The 18,484-nt window shown below is 67.9% G+C and carries 13 protein-coding genes; 5 read left to right on the plus strand and 8 right to left on the minus strand.

The window, feature by feature from the left end; genetic code table 11:
• Nucleotides 1-187 precede the first annotated feature (187 nt).
• Nucleotides 188-1,591 carry a threonine/serine exporter family protein gene (locus tag AC5WS7_RS10160; RefSeq protein ID WP_495954522.1) on the plus strand — a complete coding sequence of 468 codons (1,404 nt, stop codon included), beginning with the start codon at nucleotides 188-190 and terminating at the stop codon, nucleotides 1,589-1,591.
• A 29-nt stretch (nucleotides 1,592-1,620) separates the two neighbouring features.
• Here AC5WS7_RS10160 and AC5WS7_RS10165 read toward each other — a convergent pair whose 3' ends face one another.
• From AC5WS7_RS10165 to asnB, 4 genes are all read right to left on the minus strand, one after another.
• Nucleotides 1,621-2,382, minus strand: coding sequence for a TetR/AcrR family transcriptional regulator (locus AC5WS7_RS10165; RefSeq protein WP_495954161.1), 762 nt, complete (start codon nucleotides 2,380-2,382; stop codon nucleotides 1,621-1,623).
• 24 nt (nucleotides 2,383-2,406) lie between these two features.
• On the minus strand, nucleotides 2,407-3,633 hold the full coding sequence (locus AC5WS7_RS10170; protein WP_495954162.1) for a cytochrome P450: 1,227 nt from the start codon (nucleotides 3,631-3,633) through the stop codon (nucleotides 2,407-2,409).
• Between the two features lie 204 nt (nucleotides 3,634-3,837).
• Nucleotides 3,838-5,400 carry an FAD-dependent monooxygenase gene (locus AC5WS7_RS10175; protein ID WP_495954163.1) on the minus strand — a complete coding sequence of 521 codons (1,563 nt, stop codon included), beginning with the start codon at nucleotides 5,398-5,400 and terminating at the stop codon, nucleotides 3,838-3,840.
• Between the two features lie 290 nt (nucleotides 5,401-5,690).
• Nucleotides 5,691-7,535 carry an asparagine synthase (glutamine-hydrolyzing) gene (gene asnB / locus AC5WS7_RS10180; RefSeq protein ID WP_495954164.1) on the minus strand — a complete coding sequence of 615 codons (1,845 nt, stop codon included), beginning with the start codon at nucleotides 7,533-7,535 and terminating at the stop codon, nucleotides 5,691-5,693.
• Between the two features lie 461 nt (nucleotides 7,536-7,996).
• Here asnB and AC5WS7_RS10185 point away from each other — a divergent pair, with 461 nt between their 5' ends.
• The 3 genes from AC5WS7_RS10185 to AC5WS7_RS10195 all read left to right on the plus strand — a co-directional run bounded on the left by AC5WS7_RS10185 (nucleotide 7,997) and on the right by AC5WS7_RS10195 (nucleotide 12,841).
• Complete coding sequence (locus AC5WS7_RS10185; RefSeq protein WP_495954165.1) at nucleotides 7,997-8,662, plus strand: biliverdin-producing heme oxygenase; 666 nt, start codon at nucleotides 7,997-7,999, stop codon at nucleotides 8,660-8,662.
• Nucleotides 8,663-8,992: 330 nt separating this feature from the next.
• Nucleotides 8,993-10,996 carry an SDR family oxidoreductase gene (locus tag AC5WS7_RS10190; RefSeq protein WP_495954166.1) on the plus strand — a complete coding sequence of 668 codons (2,004 nt, stop codon included), beginning with the start codon at nucleotides 8,993-8,995 and terminating at the stop codon, nucleotides 10,994-10,996.
• A gap of 156 nt (nucleotides 10,997-11,152) precedes the next feature.
• The gene (locus AC5WS7_RS10195) at nucleotides 11,153-12,841 is read left to right on the plus strand and encodes a bifunctional metallophosphatase/5'-nucleotidase (protein WP_495954167.1); all 1,689 of its coding nucleotides are present in this window, start codon (nucleotides 11,153-11,155) and stop codon (nucleotides 12,839-12,841) included.
• Here AC5WS7_RS10195 and AC5WS7_RS10200 read toward each other — a convergent pair whose 3' ends face one another.
• The 3 genes from AC5WS7_RS10200 to AC5WS7_RS10210 form a co-directional block, all read right to left on the minus strand.
• Nucleotides 12,842-13,771: an alpha/beta fold hydrolase gene (locus AC5WS7_RS10200; RefSeq protein WP_495954168.1), complete on the minus strand. Its 930-nt coding sequence runs from the start codon at nucleotides 13,769-13,771 to the stop codon at nucleotides 12,842-12,844.
• A gap of 87 nt (nucleotides 13,772-13,858) precedes the next feature.
• Complete coding sequence (locus AC5WS7_RS10205) at nucleotides 13,859-14,749, minus strand: expansin EXLX1 family cellulose-binding protein (RefSeq protein WP_495954169.1); 891 nt, start codon at nucleotides 14,747-14,749, stop codon at nucleotides 13,859-13,861.
• Between the two features lie 115 nt (nucleotides 14,750-14,864).
• On the minus strand, nucleotides 14,865-15,866 hold the full coding sequence (locus AC5WS7_RS10210) for a zinc-binding alcohol dehydrogenase family protein (protein ID WP_495954523.1): 1,002 nt from the start codon (nucleotides 15,864-15,866) through the stop codon (nucleotides 14,865-14,867).
• Nucleotides 15,867-15,932: 66 nt separating this feature from the next.
• On the opposite strand from AC5WS7_RS10210, the gene AC5WS7_RS10215 reads away from it, so the two are divergent.
• Nucleotides 15,933-16,784, plus strand: a complete 852-nt coding sequence (locus AC5WS7_RS10215) for an LLM class F420-dependent oxidoreductase (protein WP_495954170.1) — start codon at nucleotides 15,933-15,935, stop codon at nucleotides 16,782-16,784.
• Nucleotides 16,785-16,849: 65 nt separating this feature from the next.
• On the opposite strand, the gene AC5WS7_RS10220 is transcribed toward AC5WS7_RS10215, so the two are convergent.
• Nucleotides 16,850-18,445, minus strand: a complete 1,596-nt coding sequence (locus tag AC5WS7_RS10220) for an AMP-binding protein (protein ID WP_495954171.1) — start codon at nucleotides 18,443-18,445, stop codon at nucleotides 16,850-16,852.
• Nucleotides 18,446-18,484: the final 39 nt, after the last annotated feature.

Consider the following 18,484-nt stretch of genomic DNA (forward strand, 5'->3'; position numbering starts at 1 on the left):
CACAGATCTGCGAGCCAGGCTGACACGAGGGGCCGGCACCCTTTACCTTGCTGTGTGTGAGGGTACGGAATACCGCCGCACCGTCTGCCGGGCAGGTGCGGACGTGAGTGAGCAACTCGAGACCGAGGCCGTGGAGGAACCGGAGAGCCCGCGGCCGCGTCGACGCTGGCGGCGCGCGCTCGACTGGGTGACCGACCGGATCGTCGCCGAGCGCATCGCCACCGTGGACGCGGTCGTCGAGGCGCCGGCTCCACTGCAGCCGATCGATCTGTCCGACGACGCCGCCGTGACGCAGGTGATGGAACTCGCCGAACGGGTCGGCGAGGTCGTACTCGCCTCGGGAACCGCGGTCACCGATACCACCACCCAGGTCGAATTCATCGCCGCCACATACGGTTTGTCGCAGTGCGATATCGACGTCACCTACAACTCGATCCGTATCTCGGCCGATCGCGGCCCCACCATGCCGCCCGCGTCCACCATGCGAGTGGTCAACTACCGCACCCTCGACTTCACCCGCCTCGCCGCCGTCGACCGGCTCACCCGCCGGATCCGCCGCGAGGTGGTGCCGCCCGAGGTGGCGCACGCCGCGCTCGACGAGATCACCACCGCTCCGCACCCCTACAACCGCTGGGTGGCGACCGCTGGCTGGGCGCTGCTGGCGGCGGCCATCGGCCTGCTGCTGGGCGGCGGCCCGATCGTGGCCGCGACCAGTTTCGTGGCGACCGCCGCGATCGACCGCACCAACCGGGCGCTGAACTACCGCGGACTGCCCTCGTTCTTCCAGGCGATCGTCGGCGGCGCGATCGCGACCGTACCCGCGATCCTGCTCGCCACCTTCGCCGGGCGGGTGGAGACGAGTCCGTCGTTGATCGTCGCGGCCGGAATCACGGTGCTGCTGAGCGGATTACAGCTCGTCGGCTCGGTCGAGGACGCGATCACCGGCGCACCCATCACCGCGGCGGCGCGCATGCTGGACCTGCTCATGATGACCGGCGGGATCATCGCCGGGGTCGCGCTCGCGCTGCGGGCCGCGGACATGTTGCACGCGGTCGCGCCGTCGATCGATATGAATTCCTCGGCCAACATCACCAACCTGCCGCTCAAGCTCATCGCCGGCGCCGTGGCCTCGCTGGCCTTCGCGCTCGCGTGCTACGCCGAACGCCGTGCACTCGCCGCGGCGGCGGTCAGCGGCGCCGCGGCGACGCTGTGCTACCTGCTGGTGCAGCGGTCCAGTTTCGGGCCGGTGATGTCCTCGGGTGTAGCCGCCTGCGTGGTGGGTCTGGCCGGTGGTCTGATGGCCCGCCGCGCGCTGACGCCGCCGCTGGTCGTCGCGGTTGCCGGAATCACCCCGTTGCTCCCGGGTTTGAGCATCTACCGGGGGCTTTCCGCGCTGCTCAACGATCAGCAGGCCACGGGCCTGAATCAAATGCTCGCCGCGTTCGGCGTCGGCTGTGCGCTCGCGGCCGGGGTCACCCTCGGTGAGTGGGGCGCGCGGTTCCTGCGGCGGCCGCGAATTCTGCTGCGCTTCCGCGGGATTCACCCGCCGACGTTCGCCACGGGCGAGATGCCGAGCGTGCCGCCGCCGTGAGCCGGCCTCGTATTCGGTTGCCGCGCTCCTCAGGCCCCGATGCTGCGCGCCAGATCCTCGAGCGTCGCGTCGAACAAGATGTCCGGATCCCGCACGGCCATCGGGTAATTGCCGAAGACCTCCAAGGTGACGTGGCCGTAGATGCGCGCCCAGAAGGTGGTCATCAGATAGGTGACGCCCAGGTCCAGCTTCTCGGCCGGGAACTCCTGGCCCGATTCGGCGAGTACCTCGAGCAGGTCGGCCTGGAATCGCTTCAGATCCGGGCACAGTGCCTCCGGGATCACCTCGGCCGACGGGGTCACGATGTCGTAGGTGGTCAGCAGCAGACCGGCCGCCTGCAGGAAGATGCGGCCGAAGGGTTCGTCGAATTGCCGCATGGCACTGGTGTTCTCCCCGGCGGGCGAGGCGAACACCAGGGTGAACTCGGGGGCGTGGTCCAGCGCCCAGCGCCGGAAGCCGCGGCATACGGCCAGGAGCTGCACCACGCCGTCGTCGGGGAGTTCGGCGACCTGCTGGGCGAGTTCCTCGGCCAGATCCGCGCAGATGTCCCGGCGCAGGGTCGCCACGAGATCCTCGCGCGAGGCGTAGTAGCGGTACAGCGCCGGGGCGGTGATGCCCAGTGCCCGCGCGATCGCGCGCAGCGTCACCGCCTCCGGACCCTGTTCCGCGAGAAGGGATCTGGCCACCCGCCGGATGTCCGCGTCGTTCACCGCGGGCGCCCGCCCCCGGCGCGCGGGGACGTGGGCGGTGGCTTGTCCACTGATCGACCGGGGCCCGTTGTGGTTGGGCACGTTACCTCCTCCGGGCCCGACCGCTCATTCGTAAGCAACCTGCCAGCTCTTGATTCCGTTCAACCACCCTGAGCGTAGCCGCACCGGCTCGGAGATTTGACGCAGGTTCGGCATCACGTCGGCGATGGCGTTGAAAATCAGGTCCAGTTGCAGGCGGGCCAGATTCGCGCCGACGCAGTAGTGGGTGCCGGTGCCGCCGAATCCGACGTGCGGATTCGGGTCGCGCAGGATATCGAATTCGAAGGGCTTCTCGAACCGCTCCTCGTCGAAATTGGCCGAGGCGTAGAACAATCCCACGCGCTGTCCCTTGGCGATCGGCTGACCGCCGATCTCGGTGTCCGACAGGGCGGTTCGCTGGAACGCGATGACCGGGGTGGCCCAGCGGACGATCTCGTCCGGCGCGGTGCGCGGGCGCTGCTGCTTGTACAACTCCCACTGCTCCGGGAAGTCGATGAACGCCTTCATCCCGTGCGTGGTCGCGTTGCGGGTGGTCTCGTTGCCCGCGACCGCCAGCAGGATGACGAACCAGGCGAATTCGTCCGAGCCCAGCGATTCGCCGTCCACGTCGGCGGTGACCAGCTGGCTCACGATATCGTCGGCCGGACAGCCGCGCCGCTCCTCGGCCAGATTCCAGGAGTAGCCCATGACCTCGGCGGTCGCCATCTTGTGATCGCCGCCGAATTCCGGATCGTCGTAACCCATCATGGTGTTGGACCACTCGAACAGCTTGCCCCGGTCGGACTGCGGGACGCCGAGCAGTTCCGCGATCGCCTGCAGCGGCAGTTCGGAGGCGACCTCGGTGACAAAATCGCCGCCGCCGTTGCGCTTGGCCTCGTGCACGATGCGCTCGGCGCGCTCGCGCAGGGCGTTGCGCAGGCTTTCCACCGCGCGCGGAGTGAAACCCCGGGAGATGATCCGGCGCAGTTTGTCGTGCGAGGGCGGGTCCTGGTTGACCAGCATGCCGCGCTGGATGTCGATCTCCTCGCGGGCGATGTCCTCGTAGAACCGGATCACCGCGGTGTTCTCGAAGTTGGAGAACACGTCGGGCTTCTTGGAGATCTCCTTGATGTGGTCCAGCTTGCTGACCACCCAGTAACCGTCGTCGCCGAAGCCCGCGACGTTGTGCGGCTGGTCCACCCACCACACCGGTGCGGTGCGGCGCAACTCCGCCCACTCGGCGACGGGCAAACGACTGGCGAGCAGGTCCGGATCGGTGAAGTCGAAGCTGTGCGACAGAGAGGGAGCGGACACGGTTACCTCCTTTGGAACACGTTTCGATGAGTGAACCACACCACACCAGTTTTGTGAACACCTATTATTAAACTCCGTAAACATTTCACTCGGAAGGGCCGCGCGGAACGGGCCCGGAACACCCCGCACACCCTGGGGCTCCGCATCGCACGCTGGGGCGGTCCGGGCCGAAGGACTCGGCGGACCGTCCGCCTGGCGGAGCAGTCAGGCGCAATGCCGGGTCAGCGCGCCCCAGACGGCCGCGGCCAATCGACCGGCCGCATCGGGCCCGTGGTCGCCCGCGCGCCAGGCGATCACGTGGTCCGGTCGCACCAGCAACGCGCCGCGCTCGCCGATGCCGAACGAATCATCCTGTGCCACTGTGAGTTCGGCGGGCAACGCGACCGCGTCCAGGAATTCGCCGGGCCGATCGAGGGCGCGCGCGGCCCGCAACCACGGCTCGCCGTTCGCACCGGTGAGCAGCAGGTAGCGACCGCCGCGCACCAGGTCGAGCGTCGAACTGCCCGGGTCGCCGGGCAGCGGCCGGTGCGCGAGCCGGGTGCCGGCCTCACCGCGCCAGCGCTGCGGCTCATCCGCCGGCGGCAGCCCCGGATCGGGTCCGGGCATCGGGTAGCGGTAGCCGATCGCCACGGCGGTCTCACCGAGCAGGCCGGATTCGTCCCCGTGCCCCGCGCGTGCCATTGCCTGCGCGACCGTCAGCTCGCCCACCGCGCGCCGCTCCGGCTCGTAGTCGTCCAGCAGGGCGGGATGGGCGTCGCCGCGCAGCACCGAGACCAGCTTCGTACTGAGATTCCAGGCGTCCTGAATACCGGTGTTCGCGCCGAAACCGCCGGCGGGCGGGGTGACATGGGCCGCGTCGCCGAGCAGGAACACCCGGCCCGCGCGGTACCTGTCGGCCACCCAACCGCCCATCTGCCACGACCGGGCGCCGGTGATCGACAGCCGCGCGGCGGGTATGCCGAGCACCCGGGAGACCATCGCCGCGTTGCGGGGACCGTCGAAGGCGGCCGGGTCGATTCGGGCGGGGTCGTAGTTCACCGAGACCACGCCGCGGTCGTGGGCGGTATTCCAGGACAGGTACGCGCGTTCGGGCGCCTGGGTCCACGCCATCGCCAGCCGACGCCCGGCGAGCGCGGCGCGCAGGTCCGCCGTGTAGCCGATCTCCATGACGTGCGCGACCGCCGGATCGCCGGATCGCCCGATACCCAGCCGCTCGCGCACCCGGCTCGCCTGGCCGTCCGCCGCCAGCAGGTATTCGGTCTCGACCCGATACTCCCGGCCGTGCGGACCGGTGATCCACGCGCACACGTGGTCGCCGCGGTCCCGGAATCCGATCAGGCGGTGTCCCCAGCGCAGGTCGGCCCCCGCGGCACGGGCCTGCGCCCGCACGATCCGCTCGACCTCGGATTGGCTGAGAAGTGCACTCGGACAAGGAGATACCGCGCCGAGATCGGCCGCGGCGGGCAGTTGCCAGCGGCACAGTTCCGGTCCGGCCAGGGAGACCACCCGGGCGGCATGGTCGGCGGGTGGCAGGGCGGCCTGACGCGCGTAGATGTCCTTGTCCGCTCCGACGGATCGGTACGCCTCCATGGTGCGCGGGTAGAAAACCTTGGCGCGCAGTCTGTTCGAGATATTCTCGTGTTTCTCGACCAGCACGGGAACGATGCCGCGCGCGGCGAGGAACAGGGCGGCCGATGCCCCGACGATGCTCCCGCCCACGATCAATACGGGGATCCGAGGCGTCTCGAACCGCTGTTCGATGGTCATGCGCCCATCGTGGGTGCGGGCGTGGAACAACTCCAGCCAATCGCCAACCGCCGCTCGAAACCGCCACCGGTGACCGACGGTTGCGGGCAATCCGCCATCTCGGGCGACGCTGCGGCAGAAGTCCGCCGGGTACACCCGGCATTACCAAGGCAAGCGAAACCTGTTGTGCACCGGTACCTATCCGGATTCGTGGCACGGGCGATGATGTTCCGAGGAATCGCCTCCGGCGGCACACGTCGGCCGCCCCGGCGAAGTGGCCCGGGGCGACCGAGGCGACAGGCCGGGTTCGATCAGTCCAGAAGCAGTTCCGGCGAGTAGATGTCGAGCCAGGTGTACAGGTCGACGGTGCGATCCAGATTGCCGCGGGTCATCGCGTCGATTTGCAGCGGGTCCCGGGTCACCGCGTTCTGCAGCCAAGCCTTGTCGACCAGCTGGAAGACCGGCGAATCCTTCTCGGCCAGAATCTCTTTCGCGATCTGCTGCAGATTCGCCGCGTAACCCGGATCCTGCGTCGAGGGGTACGGGCTCTTGACGCGCTCGACGACCGATTGGGGCAGAACGTGTTTCGCGGCATGCCGCAGCAGGCTCTTCTCCCGGCCGTCGAAGGTCTTCAGCGCCCACGGCGTGTTGTAGACATAGCCGACCAGCCGGTGATCGCAGAACGGCACCCGGACCTCGAGTCCGACCGCCATCGACGCGCGGTCCTTGCGATCCAGCAGAGCCCGCACGAAACGCGTCAGATGCATGTGGCAGACGGTGCGCATGCGGTGCTCGACCTCGGACTCACCGTCGAGATGCTCCACCTCCGCGGCGGCCGAGGCGTACTGATCGGAGATGAAGTTCTCCAGCTGAAGACGTTCGCGCAGTCGCGGTTCGAGCATCTGCCAGCGCCCCTCGCCGGTGATCGAGTTGTTGAACGCCAGCCACGGGAAGGTCTCCTCCTTCAAGGCGACCTCGTCGTGGAACCAGCGGTACCCCCCGAACACCTCATCGGCCGACTCACCCGACAGCGCCACCGTCGACTGCGCGCGAATCGCCTTGAACAGCAGGTAGAGCGAGGAATCCATATCGCCGAGCCCGGCCGGGATGTCGCGCGCGGTGATCACCGCGCGGCGCACCGCCAGATCCGACAGTTCCGCCGGATCGAGCACGACGTCCTCGTGCGCGGAGCGGACCAGTGCGGCCACCTCGCGCACGTACGGCGAATCCGGGGTGTCGCGCATCTCGTCGGGAACGAAATTCTCCTCCTGGTTCGCGAAATCGACCGAGAAGGTGCGCAGCTGCTCGCCGTCGCGGGCCAGCCGCGCGGCGGCCAAACCGGTGATCGCGCTGGAATCCAATCCGCCGGAGAGCAATACGCAGCGCGGCACGTCGGAGATGAGCTGGCGGTCCACGATGTCGGTGAGCAGCTCACGCACCTTCGCCACGGTGTCCTCCTGGCTGTCGGTGTGCTCCACCGCATCCAGACGCCAGTAGGTGCGCTCGTGAATCCCGTTGCGGTCCACCGTGATCAAGGTGCCCGGCAGGACTTCGTACATCCCCTTCCACAGCGACCACTTCGGCTGCTTGGTGAAGGCGAACAGCTCGCGCAGCCCGTCGTTGTCCACGACCTTGCGGGCGATCGGATTCGCCAGGATCGCCTTGGGCTCCGAGCCGAACAGCACGCCGTCCGGGGTCGGGTAGTAGTAGAACGGCTTGATACCCATGCGATCCCGGATCATCACCAATTTCTCGGTGCGCTGATCCCAGATCGCGAAGGCGTACATGCCGTTGAGATAGTCGACCACCGATTCGCCCCACTGCAGGTAGCCGTGCAGGACGACCTCGGTGTCACTGTCGGTCCGGAAGGTGTGGCCCAGCGCGGTCAACTCGGCGCGCAACTCGTGGAAGTTGTACGTCTCTCCGGAGTACACCAGTCCGATATCGCCGGACGGGGTGCGCAGGCTCATCGGCTGCGTGCCGCCGGGCAGGTCGATGATGGCCAGGCGGCGGTGCCCCAGCGCACCGTGTGTCCGCACGAACGTGCCCCGGCCGTCGGGCCCGCGACAGGCCATCGTCTCGGTCATAGCGTCGAGGACACGCTCTTGCTGGGTCAGGTCGGAGTCGAACGACACCCAGCCCGCGATTCCGCACATATTCACGCCCTCTCGATTAGTTAGCAACAACAACTACACGTAACTCCGTTGTAACACGGGCACATTCGCCCCCGCTAGGCCTCCGGGACGGGAAAGAAATGCGCCCGTGTCGCAGACGCCGGGCGCGTCGCCATCCCTGCCCCACCGACCTCGCCGAACGCCGAATCGCACAATCGGAAACAGCGCGGTTCTGGACCATTCACATTGCCGCGAAAGCACTTTGGTGCGACCGTTCGGCAGCTCACTTTCGGGCCCGGCGCACACCGCCCAGGACCCAATGGACCGGTGACGGTCAACGGGTAGAAGCGCCCCCTGGGCCATCCGCAGATACCCCCGGAGGGCGCTGTCTCGTCCGAAAGTTTGATTCCACGAGCCGTGCGACCAGGTATCGTCATGGGAAAGTTAGGTAACCCAAAGCAGGCCGGAGCGTTGCCCGGGAACGAAGTGAGGACAGCAGCACCATGCCCGACACCGCCACTCCCTTTTCCGCGCAGATCCGCACCGCTACCGAACGGCAACACGCGGATGCGGAGAACTCGACGTTCATGAGCGATATGCTCGGCGGCGAGCTGGGGGTTGTGGCGTTCTACCGGTACACCGGGCAGTTGTGGCACGTCTACCGCGCGCTCGAGGAGCACAGCGAGGCATTGGCCGCCGATCCGGTGGCGGGCCCGTTCGTGCGGCCCGAGCTGGCTCGGGTGGCGCATCTGGAGGACGACCTGGCCCACCTCGGCGGCGAAGACTGGCGCGCGGATCTGGATCCGCTGCCCGCCACCGCCGCCTATGCCGACCGGGTGCGCGAGTGCGCTCGGCACTGGCCCGCCGGATATGTCGCGCACCACTACACCCGGTACCTCGGGGATCTGTCCGGCGGACAGGTCATCCGCGGCACCGCCGAGAAGTTGTGGCAGTTGCCCAAGCGCGGCGACGGCGTGCGGTTCTACGTCTTCGACCAGATTCCGAACCCGGCGGCGTTCAAGCGCGAATACCGCGAACTGCTCGACGTGCTCGCGGTGGATGATCTCGAGAAGCAGCGAGTGCTGGGCGAATGTCAGCGCGCGTTCGATTTCAATTCGGCGATGTTCCGCGAACTGGCCGCGGAGTTCCCGACTCGGCAACAGGGCTGAGCCGACCGCACGGTACCGGATGCCAACAGATAACCAATCCCTCCGGAAGTTATCTGAAAACCTTTGACACAGATACCAATCGACGCCCTCACGTGGTGATACGACACACACTACGAAGGGCGCGGCATTGTTGCGGAAACAACGGAACGCCCGCTAAAGTTACTCATCAGTTAGGCACGACGGTGTTCCTACCTCGGCCCGACGTCTGCTAGCGAGGCAGTCCTCAGCGGCCGATTCTCACGTCCGCATCCACCGGCGAATGTCGGACGGACAGTGTTATGCGCAACCGAAGTCGTTGCGCCACAGCATGTTCGACATCCAGGAGGGGCGATGGTTTCGTATATCGTGACGGGCGGCACCGGATTTCTCGGCCGGCGGGTGGTCCAGGATCTGCTCACCAGCGATCCGGACGCGGTGATCCACATCCTGGTGCGCGAGGCCTCCGCGGCCAAACTCGCCGAGCTGACCGCGAGCTGGCGCGCCACCGATAGGGTTTTCCCGCTGATCGGCGATCTGACCGCGGAAAACCTTGGGCTGCAGGATCTTCCGCCGCAAGCCGAGCACGTGATCCACCTCGGCGCGGTCTACGACATGACCGCCGACGAGCAGACCGCCTACGCCGCCAATGTCACCGGCACCCGCGCGGTGATCGAGCTGGCCACCGAACTCGGCGCGGTCCTGCATCACGTCTCGTCGGTAGCGGTCGCGGGCGATCACCGCGGTCAATTCTTCGAGGACGACTTCGACCTCGGCCAGAATCTCGAATCCCCTTACCACCGAACCAAATTCGCCGCCGAGAAGCTGGTTCGCGAAGCCCGGGGACTGCGCTGGCGGATCTATCGCCCGGCCATCATCGCCGGCGATTCCACCACCGGCGAGATGGACAAGATCGACGGTCCCTACTACTTCTTCGCCGCCATCGCCCGGCTGGCGGCACTGCCCTCGGAACTGCCGATGATGCTTCCGGATCTGGGCTGCACCAATATCGTTCCGGTGGACTACGTGGCAGCGGCCATGGTCCGGTTGATCCGCCGCCCTGGCCTGAACCGCCGCACCTTCCACCTGGTCAATCCCGAGCCCCAGCCGTTCGCGGAGGTCTACGCCGCACTGGCCCGCGCCGCGGGGGCACCCGCCGGACGGGGCACACTGCCCGGCAGCCAGGGCGCGTTGCAGCTGCTCGGCCGGATTCCGGGTGTGCCGCAGGCCCGCGATTACCTGTTGCGGCAGTTGGGGATTCCGGCCGAGGTCGCGCCGCATGTCACCTTCGCCTCCGAATTCGTCTCCGACTTCACCCGCGCGCAGCTGCGCGGGCTGACCCCGCCGGCATTCGACGAGTACGCCGGAACGCTATGGGAGTTCTGGCGCGGCCGCCTGGACCCGGACCGGGCACGCCGCACCGACGGCGATCCGCTGCGCGGGCGGATCGTGCTGATCACCGGCGCCTCCTCGGGCATCGGGCTGGCCACCGCACACGCGGTCGCCCGCCGCGGAGCCACGGTGCTGATGGTGGCCCGCAGCACCGACGAACTCGACGCCGCCGCGGCCGAGGTGCGCGCGAAAAGCGGTGCGGCACAGGCGTATTCCTACGACATCACCGACGAGAAGGCCGTTCAGCTACTGGTCAAACAGGTGCTCGCCGACCATCACCACATCGACTACGTGGTCAACAACGCGGGCCGTTCGATCCGTCGCTCGGTGCTCAACTCCACCGACCGGATGCACGATTTCGAGCGGACCATGGCGGTGAACTACTTCGGCGCGGTACGGCTGATCCTCGCGGTGCTGCCCGCGATGCGCGAACGCCGCTTCGGACATTTCGTCAACATCTCCTCCATCGCCGTGCAGACCAAATTGCCGCGCTTCGCCGCGTACGTCGCGAGCAAATCCGCCCTGGACACGTTCAGCGAGATCGCGGCCGTGGAGAATGCCGACGCCGGAATCGGTTTCACCTCGGTGCGGATGCCGCTGGTGCGCACCCCGATGATCGCCCCGACCGATCTGTACCGCTCCATCCCGGTGCACACGCCCGATCAGGCCGCGGCGATCGTGGTGCGCGCGTTGATCGAACGCCCGGCTCGCATCGATACCCCGATCGGCACTTTCGCACAGGTCGTGGATACCGTGATGCCCTCGGTCAAGAAGGCGATCCTGCACCGCGGTTTCCGGATGTTCGGCGAGTCGGCCGCCGCCACGTCCGGCGCCGCGCGTCCGGACACCGGCGCGACCGAAAGCCGGAGCCCGCTGCTGGCGCTGGCCCCGATCGTGCAGCCGCTCATGGGAATGCCGGAACCGGCCACTCGGATCACCAACCGGATCCCCGGCCTGCACTGGTGAGGACCGTCATCCGTGCCGGGGTGACCGATCACGTCGGCACGGAGTCCGCGGTCGCACCGGAATCGGTCCGGCACAATCACACTGCGGCCGCAGCTGCGCCGGAAATTCACCCGGGCGCAGCCGGCACGCCGTATCGGTCTGCCAGAGTCGAGGGTTATGAAGCTGCGCCGCCGCCTGATCGAAGCGATGATCGCCGTCCTGGGCATGGTGTCGTTGGTCGGCTGCGGGGGTCACGGTACCGCACCGTCGAACTCCTCGCATGCCAACGCGATACCGCTCATCTCCACCGATGACCTGCCCGCGGCACAGCCTGGCGAGGTGCATCTGTTCGGGATCAACGATCTGCACGGCAATCTGGAACCACCCGAGGGCGGCAACGGACGCGTCGGCGCGTACCAGGCCGGCGGCGCGGCATATCTCAGCGCTCATGTGGCCAAGCTGCGGGCGGCCTATCCGGCCGGCGCGGTCCTGTCCGCCGGCGACAATGTCAGCGCCAGCCCGCTGCTGTCGGCGCTGTTCCACGACGAGCCCACCATCGACTATCTCGATTCGCTGGGAGTGGCCGCCTCCGCGGCGGGAAATCACGAATTCGACCATGGCACGGCCGAATTGACGCGGTTGCAGGAGGGCGGTTGCGCCGCCGACGGCTGCTCCCCCGGACAGCCGTTCACCGGAGCCGCGTTTCCCTATCTGGCCGCCAACGTCACCGATGCGTACGGTCAGCTCCCGCCCGGTCTGAAGCCGTGGACGATGCTGCAGGTGGGCGGCCACAAGATCGGCGTGGTCGGCACGGTCACCCCGACGACCGCGCAGATCGTGATGCCCGACGCGATCCGCGGCTACACCTTCGGCGACGAGGCCGACGCGGTGAACAAGTACATCCCGCAAATGCTCGCCGCGGGTGCGGAAACGGTGGTGGCGCTGGTACACGACGGCGGCGCACAGCAGACGCACGGCGCGCCGGTCGACTACAACGGCTGCGCGAATATCAGCCCGAATGTCACCGCCCTCGCCGATCGCCTCGATTCCCGGGTGAAGGTACTGCTCACCGCGCACAGCCATCAGGCCTACAACTGCACCATCGCGGGCAAGGTGGTGACGCAGGCCGCGTCCTACGGACGCCTGATCACCGATGTCACCCTGCGCTTCCACGACGGCACCGTCGATGCGAAGGCGGTCAACCGCGTGGTCACCCGCACCGTGACACCCGACCCGGCCGCGGCGAAACTCGTCGGATTCTTCGCCGATCAGGCCCGCCCGCGCGCCGCGCAGGTGATCGGCACCAGCGACGGTCCGTTGTCCAACGACCCGACCCCGGGCGGTGATTCACCGCTCGGCGATGTGATCGCCGACGCCATGCTCGCGGCCATGGCGCCCGACCACGCCGTGGCCGCGTTCATGAATCCCGGTGGCGTGCGGGCGGATCTGAGCGGCGGCGCGATCACCTACGAACAGGCGTACACCGTGCAGCCCTTCGGCAACGAGGTGGTCACCGTCGCCCTGACCGGTCAGCAGATCCTGAATCTGCTGGAGCAGCAATGGGATAACAAGACCACGCCCGGTGTGCTGTCGGTGGCCGGCATCACCTACTCCTATTCCGACACCGCGCCCAAGGGCCACAAGATCCTCGACGACACCGTCCGGATCGCGGGACAGGCTCTGGATACCCGTGCGGTGTACCAGGTTTCGACGAACAACTTCCTGGCCGCGGGCGGAGACGGGTTCACCGTCTTCACTCAGGGGCAGCAGAGCGCGGTCGGCCCGGACGACCTCGCCGCGTTCAACGGGTATCTGGCCAACCACGCGAAGATCGAACCGCCGGCCGGCCGCGTCCAGCGGCGCTGATCACAGCCGGGCGGCCACCGCGGCACACCCGTCCAGCAGTGCCGGGACGAAGGCGTCTGCCTCCAGCACGCAGCCCGCATGTCCCGCCCTGGCCAGGAAGATCTCCGCACCCGGAATCAGCGCGGCCATCTCCAGCTGCCGACGCACCGGCAGCACCCGATCGCGCGTCGTGATGACCACTGCCGCAGGGGCTTTCAAGCTGTCGAGCCAGGACGAGGAATCGAACTTCCCGAGTTCGGCGATTGCCTCCGCCATACCCAAGCTGCTCACACTGTGCAGCTCCGACAACGCCCAGCGATCCAAACGTCCGGTCTCCCACGAGATCTCCGGCACTCCGGGCAGGCGCTCCCCGATCCGGATCACCCGACGCGAGGCCGTCTCCGAGGCAAGGCCTGCCAATGCGGCCAGACCGCCGTGAAAGGCGCGTTCGCGCCAGGTCTCCCGGAAGCGATAGGTGGTGGCGCACAACACGATTCCACCGACGCGTTCGGGGAACCGGTGCGCCACGAGCTGGGCGACCATACCGCCCATGGAGTATCCGGCCAGGATCGGGCGCTCGACGCCGAGCAGATCCTGGACCGCGATAACGTCCTCGGCCAGATCGTCCAGAGCGAAATGCTGCGAACGGATTCCGTGGCCGTGCCAGCGTTGGTCGAACAGCACCACGCGGTAGGCGCGGGACAGCTCCTCGAGCGCGGGGAACCAGTTGAGCATCGCGGTGGCGACCAGGCCGTGCAACAGGATCAGCGTGGGCGCACCCTCGGGACCCGCGATGTCGGTCAGATAGGTCCGGCCGCGGCCGGGCAGCTCCACCATCGTCCCGGCGGGTACCTCGTGCAGCCGCGTGACCCGGTCGCTGAGGCTGCGCATCGGCCGCACCGCGGAGAACCGCGCGGCCGCCCTCCGGTTCGCTGTGTTCCGATCGGCCATCGCCTGCCTCCTGGTGCACCGCCCACGACGGATGAGAACGTGTTCCGGCCGATGATCGCATACGCCCGGGCCGCCGCGCTGCCCGCCTCAGGAGCAGACGGCGACCGCCGAGGTCAGCGCGGAGGATACGGGCCGCGAAACACTCACCGCCGGAACCTGGGTGGCAGGTGCGTAGAGACTGCGACCGGCGTGCCGCGATCGCCCCGGCTCCACCACGATTCCGGGCACGATGACCTGATGGCCCTCCGCATCGGTCACCAGCGCGGTGAACGGCCCCGCACCGGCTCCCGAGATCGTCCAGAAGTTGTCCATGCGCCGCGTCAGGATATGCCCGGCCCCGCCCGCCGCCGACCGAATCTCGACTCGGCGCAACGGATTTCCGGTATCGGTGAACTGCAGCCCCAGCCAGTCCGGCGAGGACCCCTCCTCGATCCGGTACACCAGGTCCGGCGATGGCGAAGGGTTGTGCACACGGCTGACGCCGATCTGCGCGACGCCCGCGCGGGGATCGGCCACCCGCGCGAAGGCAGCGGCGCTCAGATCGTATTGGCGCGCAGCGCATCCCGGGCAGCGATCCACGATCTGCGCGCGCACCGAACCCAGCGGTCCGTACAGGTCGACGTACTGCCCGCAGGCCGCGCTGCCGTCGTATTCGTCCGTCGGCACCCCGACGTAATAACCGTCCGTCGGCAGGTCCGGGTACGAACACGCCACGTCCGCACCGAACTCGTAGTAGCGCGCTTGCGTGAGAATCGGTGGATCGACCTGCTCGGTGATCGGAATCCTCTGGAAATACGGCATATTCGGCACACTCATCGTCGCCGGGCGGGGTCCCGCATCCGGCGACGGGGTCCGGCAGGCGGACGGGTCCGGACGCACCGCCCACACCGCTGCCGCGATCACCGTCACCGCTGTCAGCGTCGCCCACAACCACGGCCGCGCGCTACGAGCATGGTCCTGCTGCGATACCCGATGCATCGACTTCGCCTCCACCCTCTACTCGCCGTGTACAGCTCCAGCAAAGCATCAGATACCGAGACAAAGAGGGTGAATCGCGAACTCCGGCTAGGTTACTCGGCGTGTCACCGGCGTGTCAGGGGATGAGCGCGGCGGCGCCCGCAAACTGCCCGTTTGCTAGATCCGAAAGGGCGCGGTCCGCAAACTCCAACCCGTACGGGTGCACCGTCACCTCGAGCCGGTGTGCACCGGCGAAGGCCAGGAATTCGCGTGCATCGGTTCGGGTATTGGCCGTCACCGACCGAATCTCTCTCTCCTGGAACAGATGTCGTTGATAGTTCAGCGCCGGAACAGCACTGAGATGAATGCCCGCGATCGCCAGCACCCCGCCGCGGTCGAGCGCCGCCATGGCCGGCGGCACCAGAGTACCGACCGGCGCGAACAGGATCGCCGCATCCAGCGGCACCGGCGGCGGGTCCGCCGCGCCCTGTGCCGAGGCCGCCCCGAGCGCGACGGCCAGTTCGCGCGCGGCCGGATCGCGGGTCATGACATGCACCTGCGCACCGCGCGCCAGCGCCACCTGGGCGGCCAGGTGCGCACTGCCGCCGAACCCGTAGATGCCCAACCGCCCGCCCTCGGGCAGCGCGGCCCGCTGCAACGCCCGATATCCGATGATGCCCGCGCACAGCAGCGGCGCCAGCTCCGCGTCCGTATATCCGGACGGCAGCGGATGCGCGTAATCCGATGGCACCGTGGTGAATTCGGCGTATCCGCCGTCGGCGTCCCAGCCGGTGTAGCGCGAATCCGGGCACAGATTCTCCGCGCCGCGACGGCAGAACCGGCACACCCCGCAGGTGTGCCGCAGCCATGCGACGCCCACCCGGTCCCCCACCGCGAACTCCGCGGCGGTGTCAGCGCCGCGCGCGACCACCTCGCCGACGATCTCGTGTCCGGGAATCACACCGGGCCGATGCACCGGCAGATCTCCCTCCGCCACATGCAGATCCGTGCGACACACCCCGCAGGCCAGCACCCGGACCAACAACTCACCCGCGCCCGGCTCGGGAATCGGCACCCGCGCTCGCCGCAACGGCCCGCCGGAGATCGGCCCCGGCCGGGTGACCTGCCAGGCGGTCATGCCTCGCGATGACATTTCCGCAGGCTGCTTGACATGGAGCACACTCCAGATCGTAGCGTTGCACCCATGCGATTCGCCTTCAAAACCTCACCGCAGAACACCACCTGGGCCGACATGCTGGCGGTCTGGCGGGCCGCGGACCAGATCGAGGTGTACGAGTCCGGCTGGACATTCGACCACTTCTATCCGATCTTCTCCGATTCCACCGGCCCCTGCCTCGAGGGCTGGACGACGCTCACCGCCCTGGCCCAGGCCACCACGCGGCTGCGCCTGGGCACCCTGGTGACCGGCATCCACTACCGGCACCCGGCCGTGCTGGCGAATATGGCCGCGGCGCTGGACATCATCTCCGACGGACGTCTCGAACTGGGCATCGGCGCGGGCTGGAACGAGGAGGAATCCGGCGCGTACGGCATCGAATTGGGCACCATCCGGGAGCGGCTCGACCGTTTCGAGGAGGCCTGCCAGGTGCTGATCGGCCTGTTGAGCCAGGAGACAACGGATTTCGACGGCAAGTTCTATCAGCTGAAGGGCGCTCGCAACGAGCCGAAGGGCCCGCAGCAGCCGCACCCGCCGATCTGCATCGGCGGCAACGGCGAGAAGCGCACGCTGCGCATCACCGCGCGGTACGCCCAGCACTGGAACTTCGTCGGCGGAACCCCCGACGAGTTCGCCCACAAGCGTGACGTGCTCGCGGCGCACTGCGCCGACATCGGCCGCGATCCGGCGGAGATCACCCTGTCCGCCCACCAGCGGCTGGAGCCGGGCCAGAGCTACCCCGAATTCCTCGAGCAGATCGCCGCCTTCGAGGAGAAGGGCCTGGATCTGGCGATCATCTACATCCCCACCCCGCACGATCCGGCGGTGCTCGAACCGCTGGCCGAGGCCATCCGCGATTCGGGGCTGTGGAAGTCCTGACCGCTCACGCGACTGTGCGCCCGTCCGAATCAGGCGGGCGCACAGTCGTTTCCAGCTAGGGTCGGTCAGTTGACCTGACGACCGGCGCCCTCCCAGTAGCGAGCGCGCAACGCCTTCTTGTCCGGTTTACCCAACGGGCTCAACGGAATACTGTCGGCGAACTCGACCGTCTTGGGCGAGTACACCGCGCCCTTGTGCTCCTTGACCAGCGCCTGCAGTTCCTCAGCCGATACGCTCTGGCCCGACCGCAGCACCACGATCGCGGTCACCGACTCGCCCCACTTCTCGTCCGGCACACCGATCACCGCCGCGGCGGACACCGCGGGGTGGGCCGACAGCACGTCCTCGACCTCGCGCGGGAAGACGTTGAATCCGCCCGAGACGATCATGTCCTTCTTGCGGTCGACGATGTAGAGGTAGCCCTCGTCGTCCTTGCGGGCCACGTCACCGGTGTGCAGCCAGCCGAACTTGGTCGCCTCGGCGGTCTGCTCGGGCTTGTTCAGATAGCCCCGCATGATCAGCGGCCCGCGCACGCAGATCTCGCCCGGCTCGCCGTCCGGCACCTCGTTGCCCTCGTCGTCCAGCAGCGCGACGTGCAGCCACGGCACCGGCCGCCCGCAGCTGGCCAGCCGCTCGGGACGGCTCAGATCGTGATCGGCCTTGCGCAGCGCCGAAATCGCCATCGGGCATTCGGCCTGGCCGTAGAACTGGAAGAAGATCGGGCCGAACCGCTCGATGGCCTCGGCCAGGCGCGCGGGAGAGATCGCCGACGCGCCGTAGAAGACCGTCTCCAGGCTCGACAGGTCGTACTTGTCCAGATCCGGGTAGTCCAGCAGGGCGTAGAGCATGGTCGGCACCAGCATCGTCGCGGTGATCTTGTACTTCTCGATCGCCTGGCACAGCTTCTCCGGGTTGAATCCGGGCAGCACCACGATCGAGCCGCCGCGCATACTCGTCGGGTTCCAGAACGCGCCGCCCGCGTGGCTCAGCGGCGTGCACACGAGAAACCTTGTCTCGCTGGGCCATTCCCACTCGGTCATCTGGATGCGCAGCATGGTCGCGGTGCCGCGGTTGCTGATCTGCACGCCCTTGGGCTTGCCGGTGGTACCGCCGGTGTACGCGAGGCTGAACACGTCGTCCATGCCCGAGCTGGGTCCGACGAGTTTCTGCGGCTCGAACTTCTCCGACTCGGCCAGCAGGTCGGTGCCCGCCTCGGTGGGGCCGAAGGCGAGCAGATTCTTCAATCCGGGAACCCGCGGCGCGAGCTGGGCGGCGCGCTCCTCGAAGGCGCTCGGATCGTAGACGAGGGTGTCGATGCCCGCGTCCTCGAGGACGTAGGCGTGATCGTCCAGCGACCCCATCGGGTGCAACGCCATCGACCGGATCCCGGACAGTGCGTTGGCGCCCTGGGCGATCAGCACCTCCGGGCGATTCGCGGACAGGATCGCGATCGCCGAACCGGATGCGATGCCCAGCGCCGCGTATGCCTGGGTGAAACGGCTGATCTGATCACGGACCTGCCGATAGGTGAGCTCGTCGTCCCCCACGTACATCGCCGTCCGATCGGCATAGCGATCCAGGGACCGGATCAGGATGTCGACCGGCAGCGGTTCACGGTGCAGGTAGTCGGGCTCGTCGTGCTGCGGGATGACAGGTGCCATCGGTCATGCGCCTTTCGCTGGGTACCGGACACCTCCCAA

The organism is Nocardia sp. PLKS1-43, assembly GCF_059510335.1.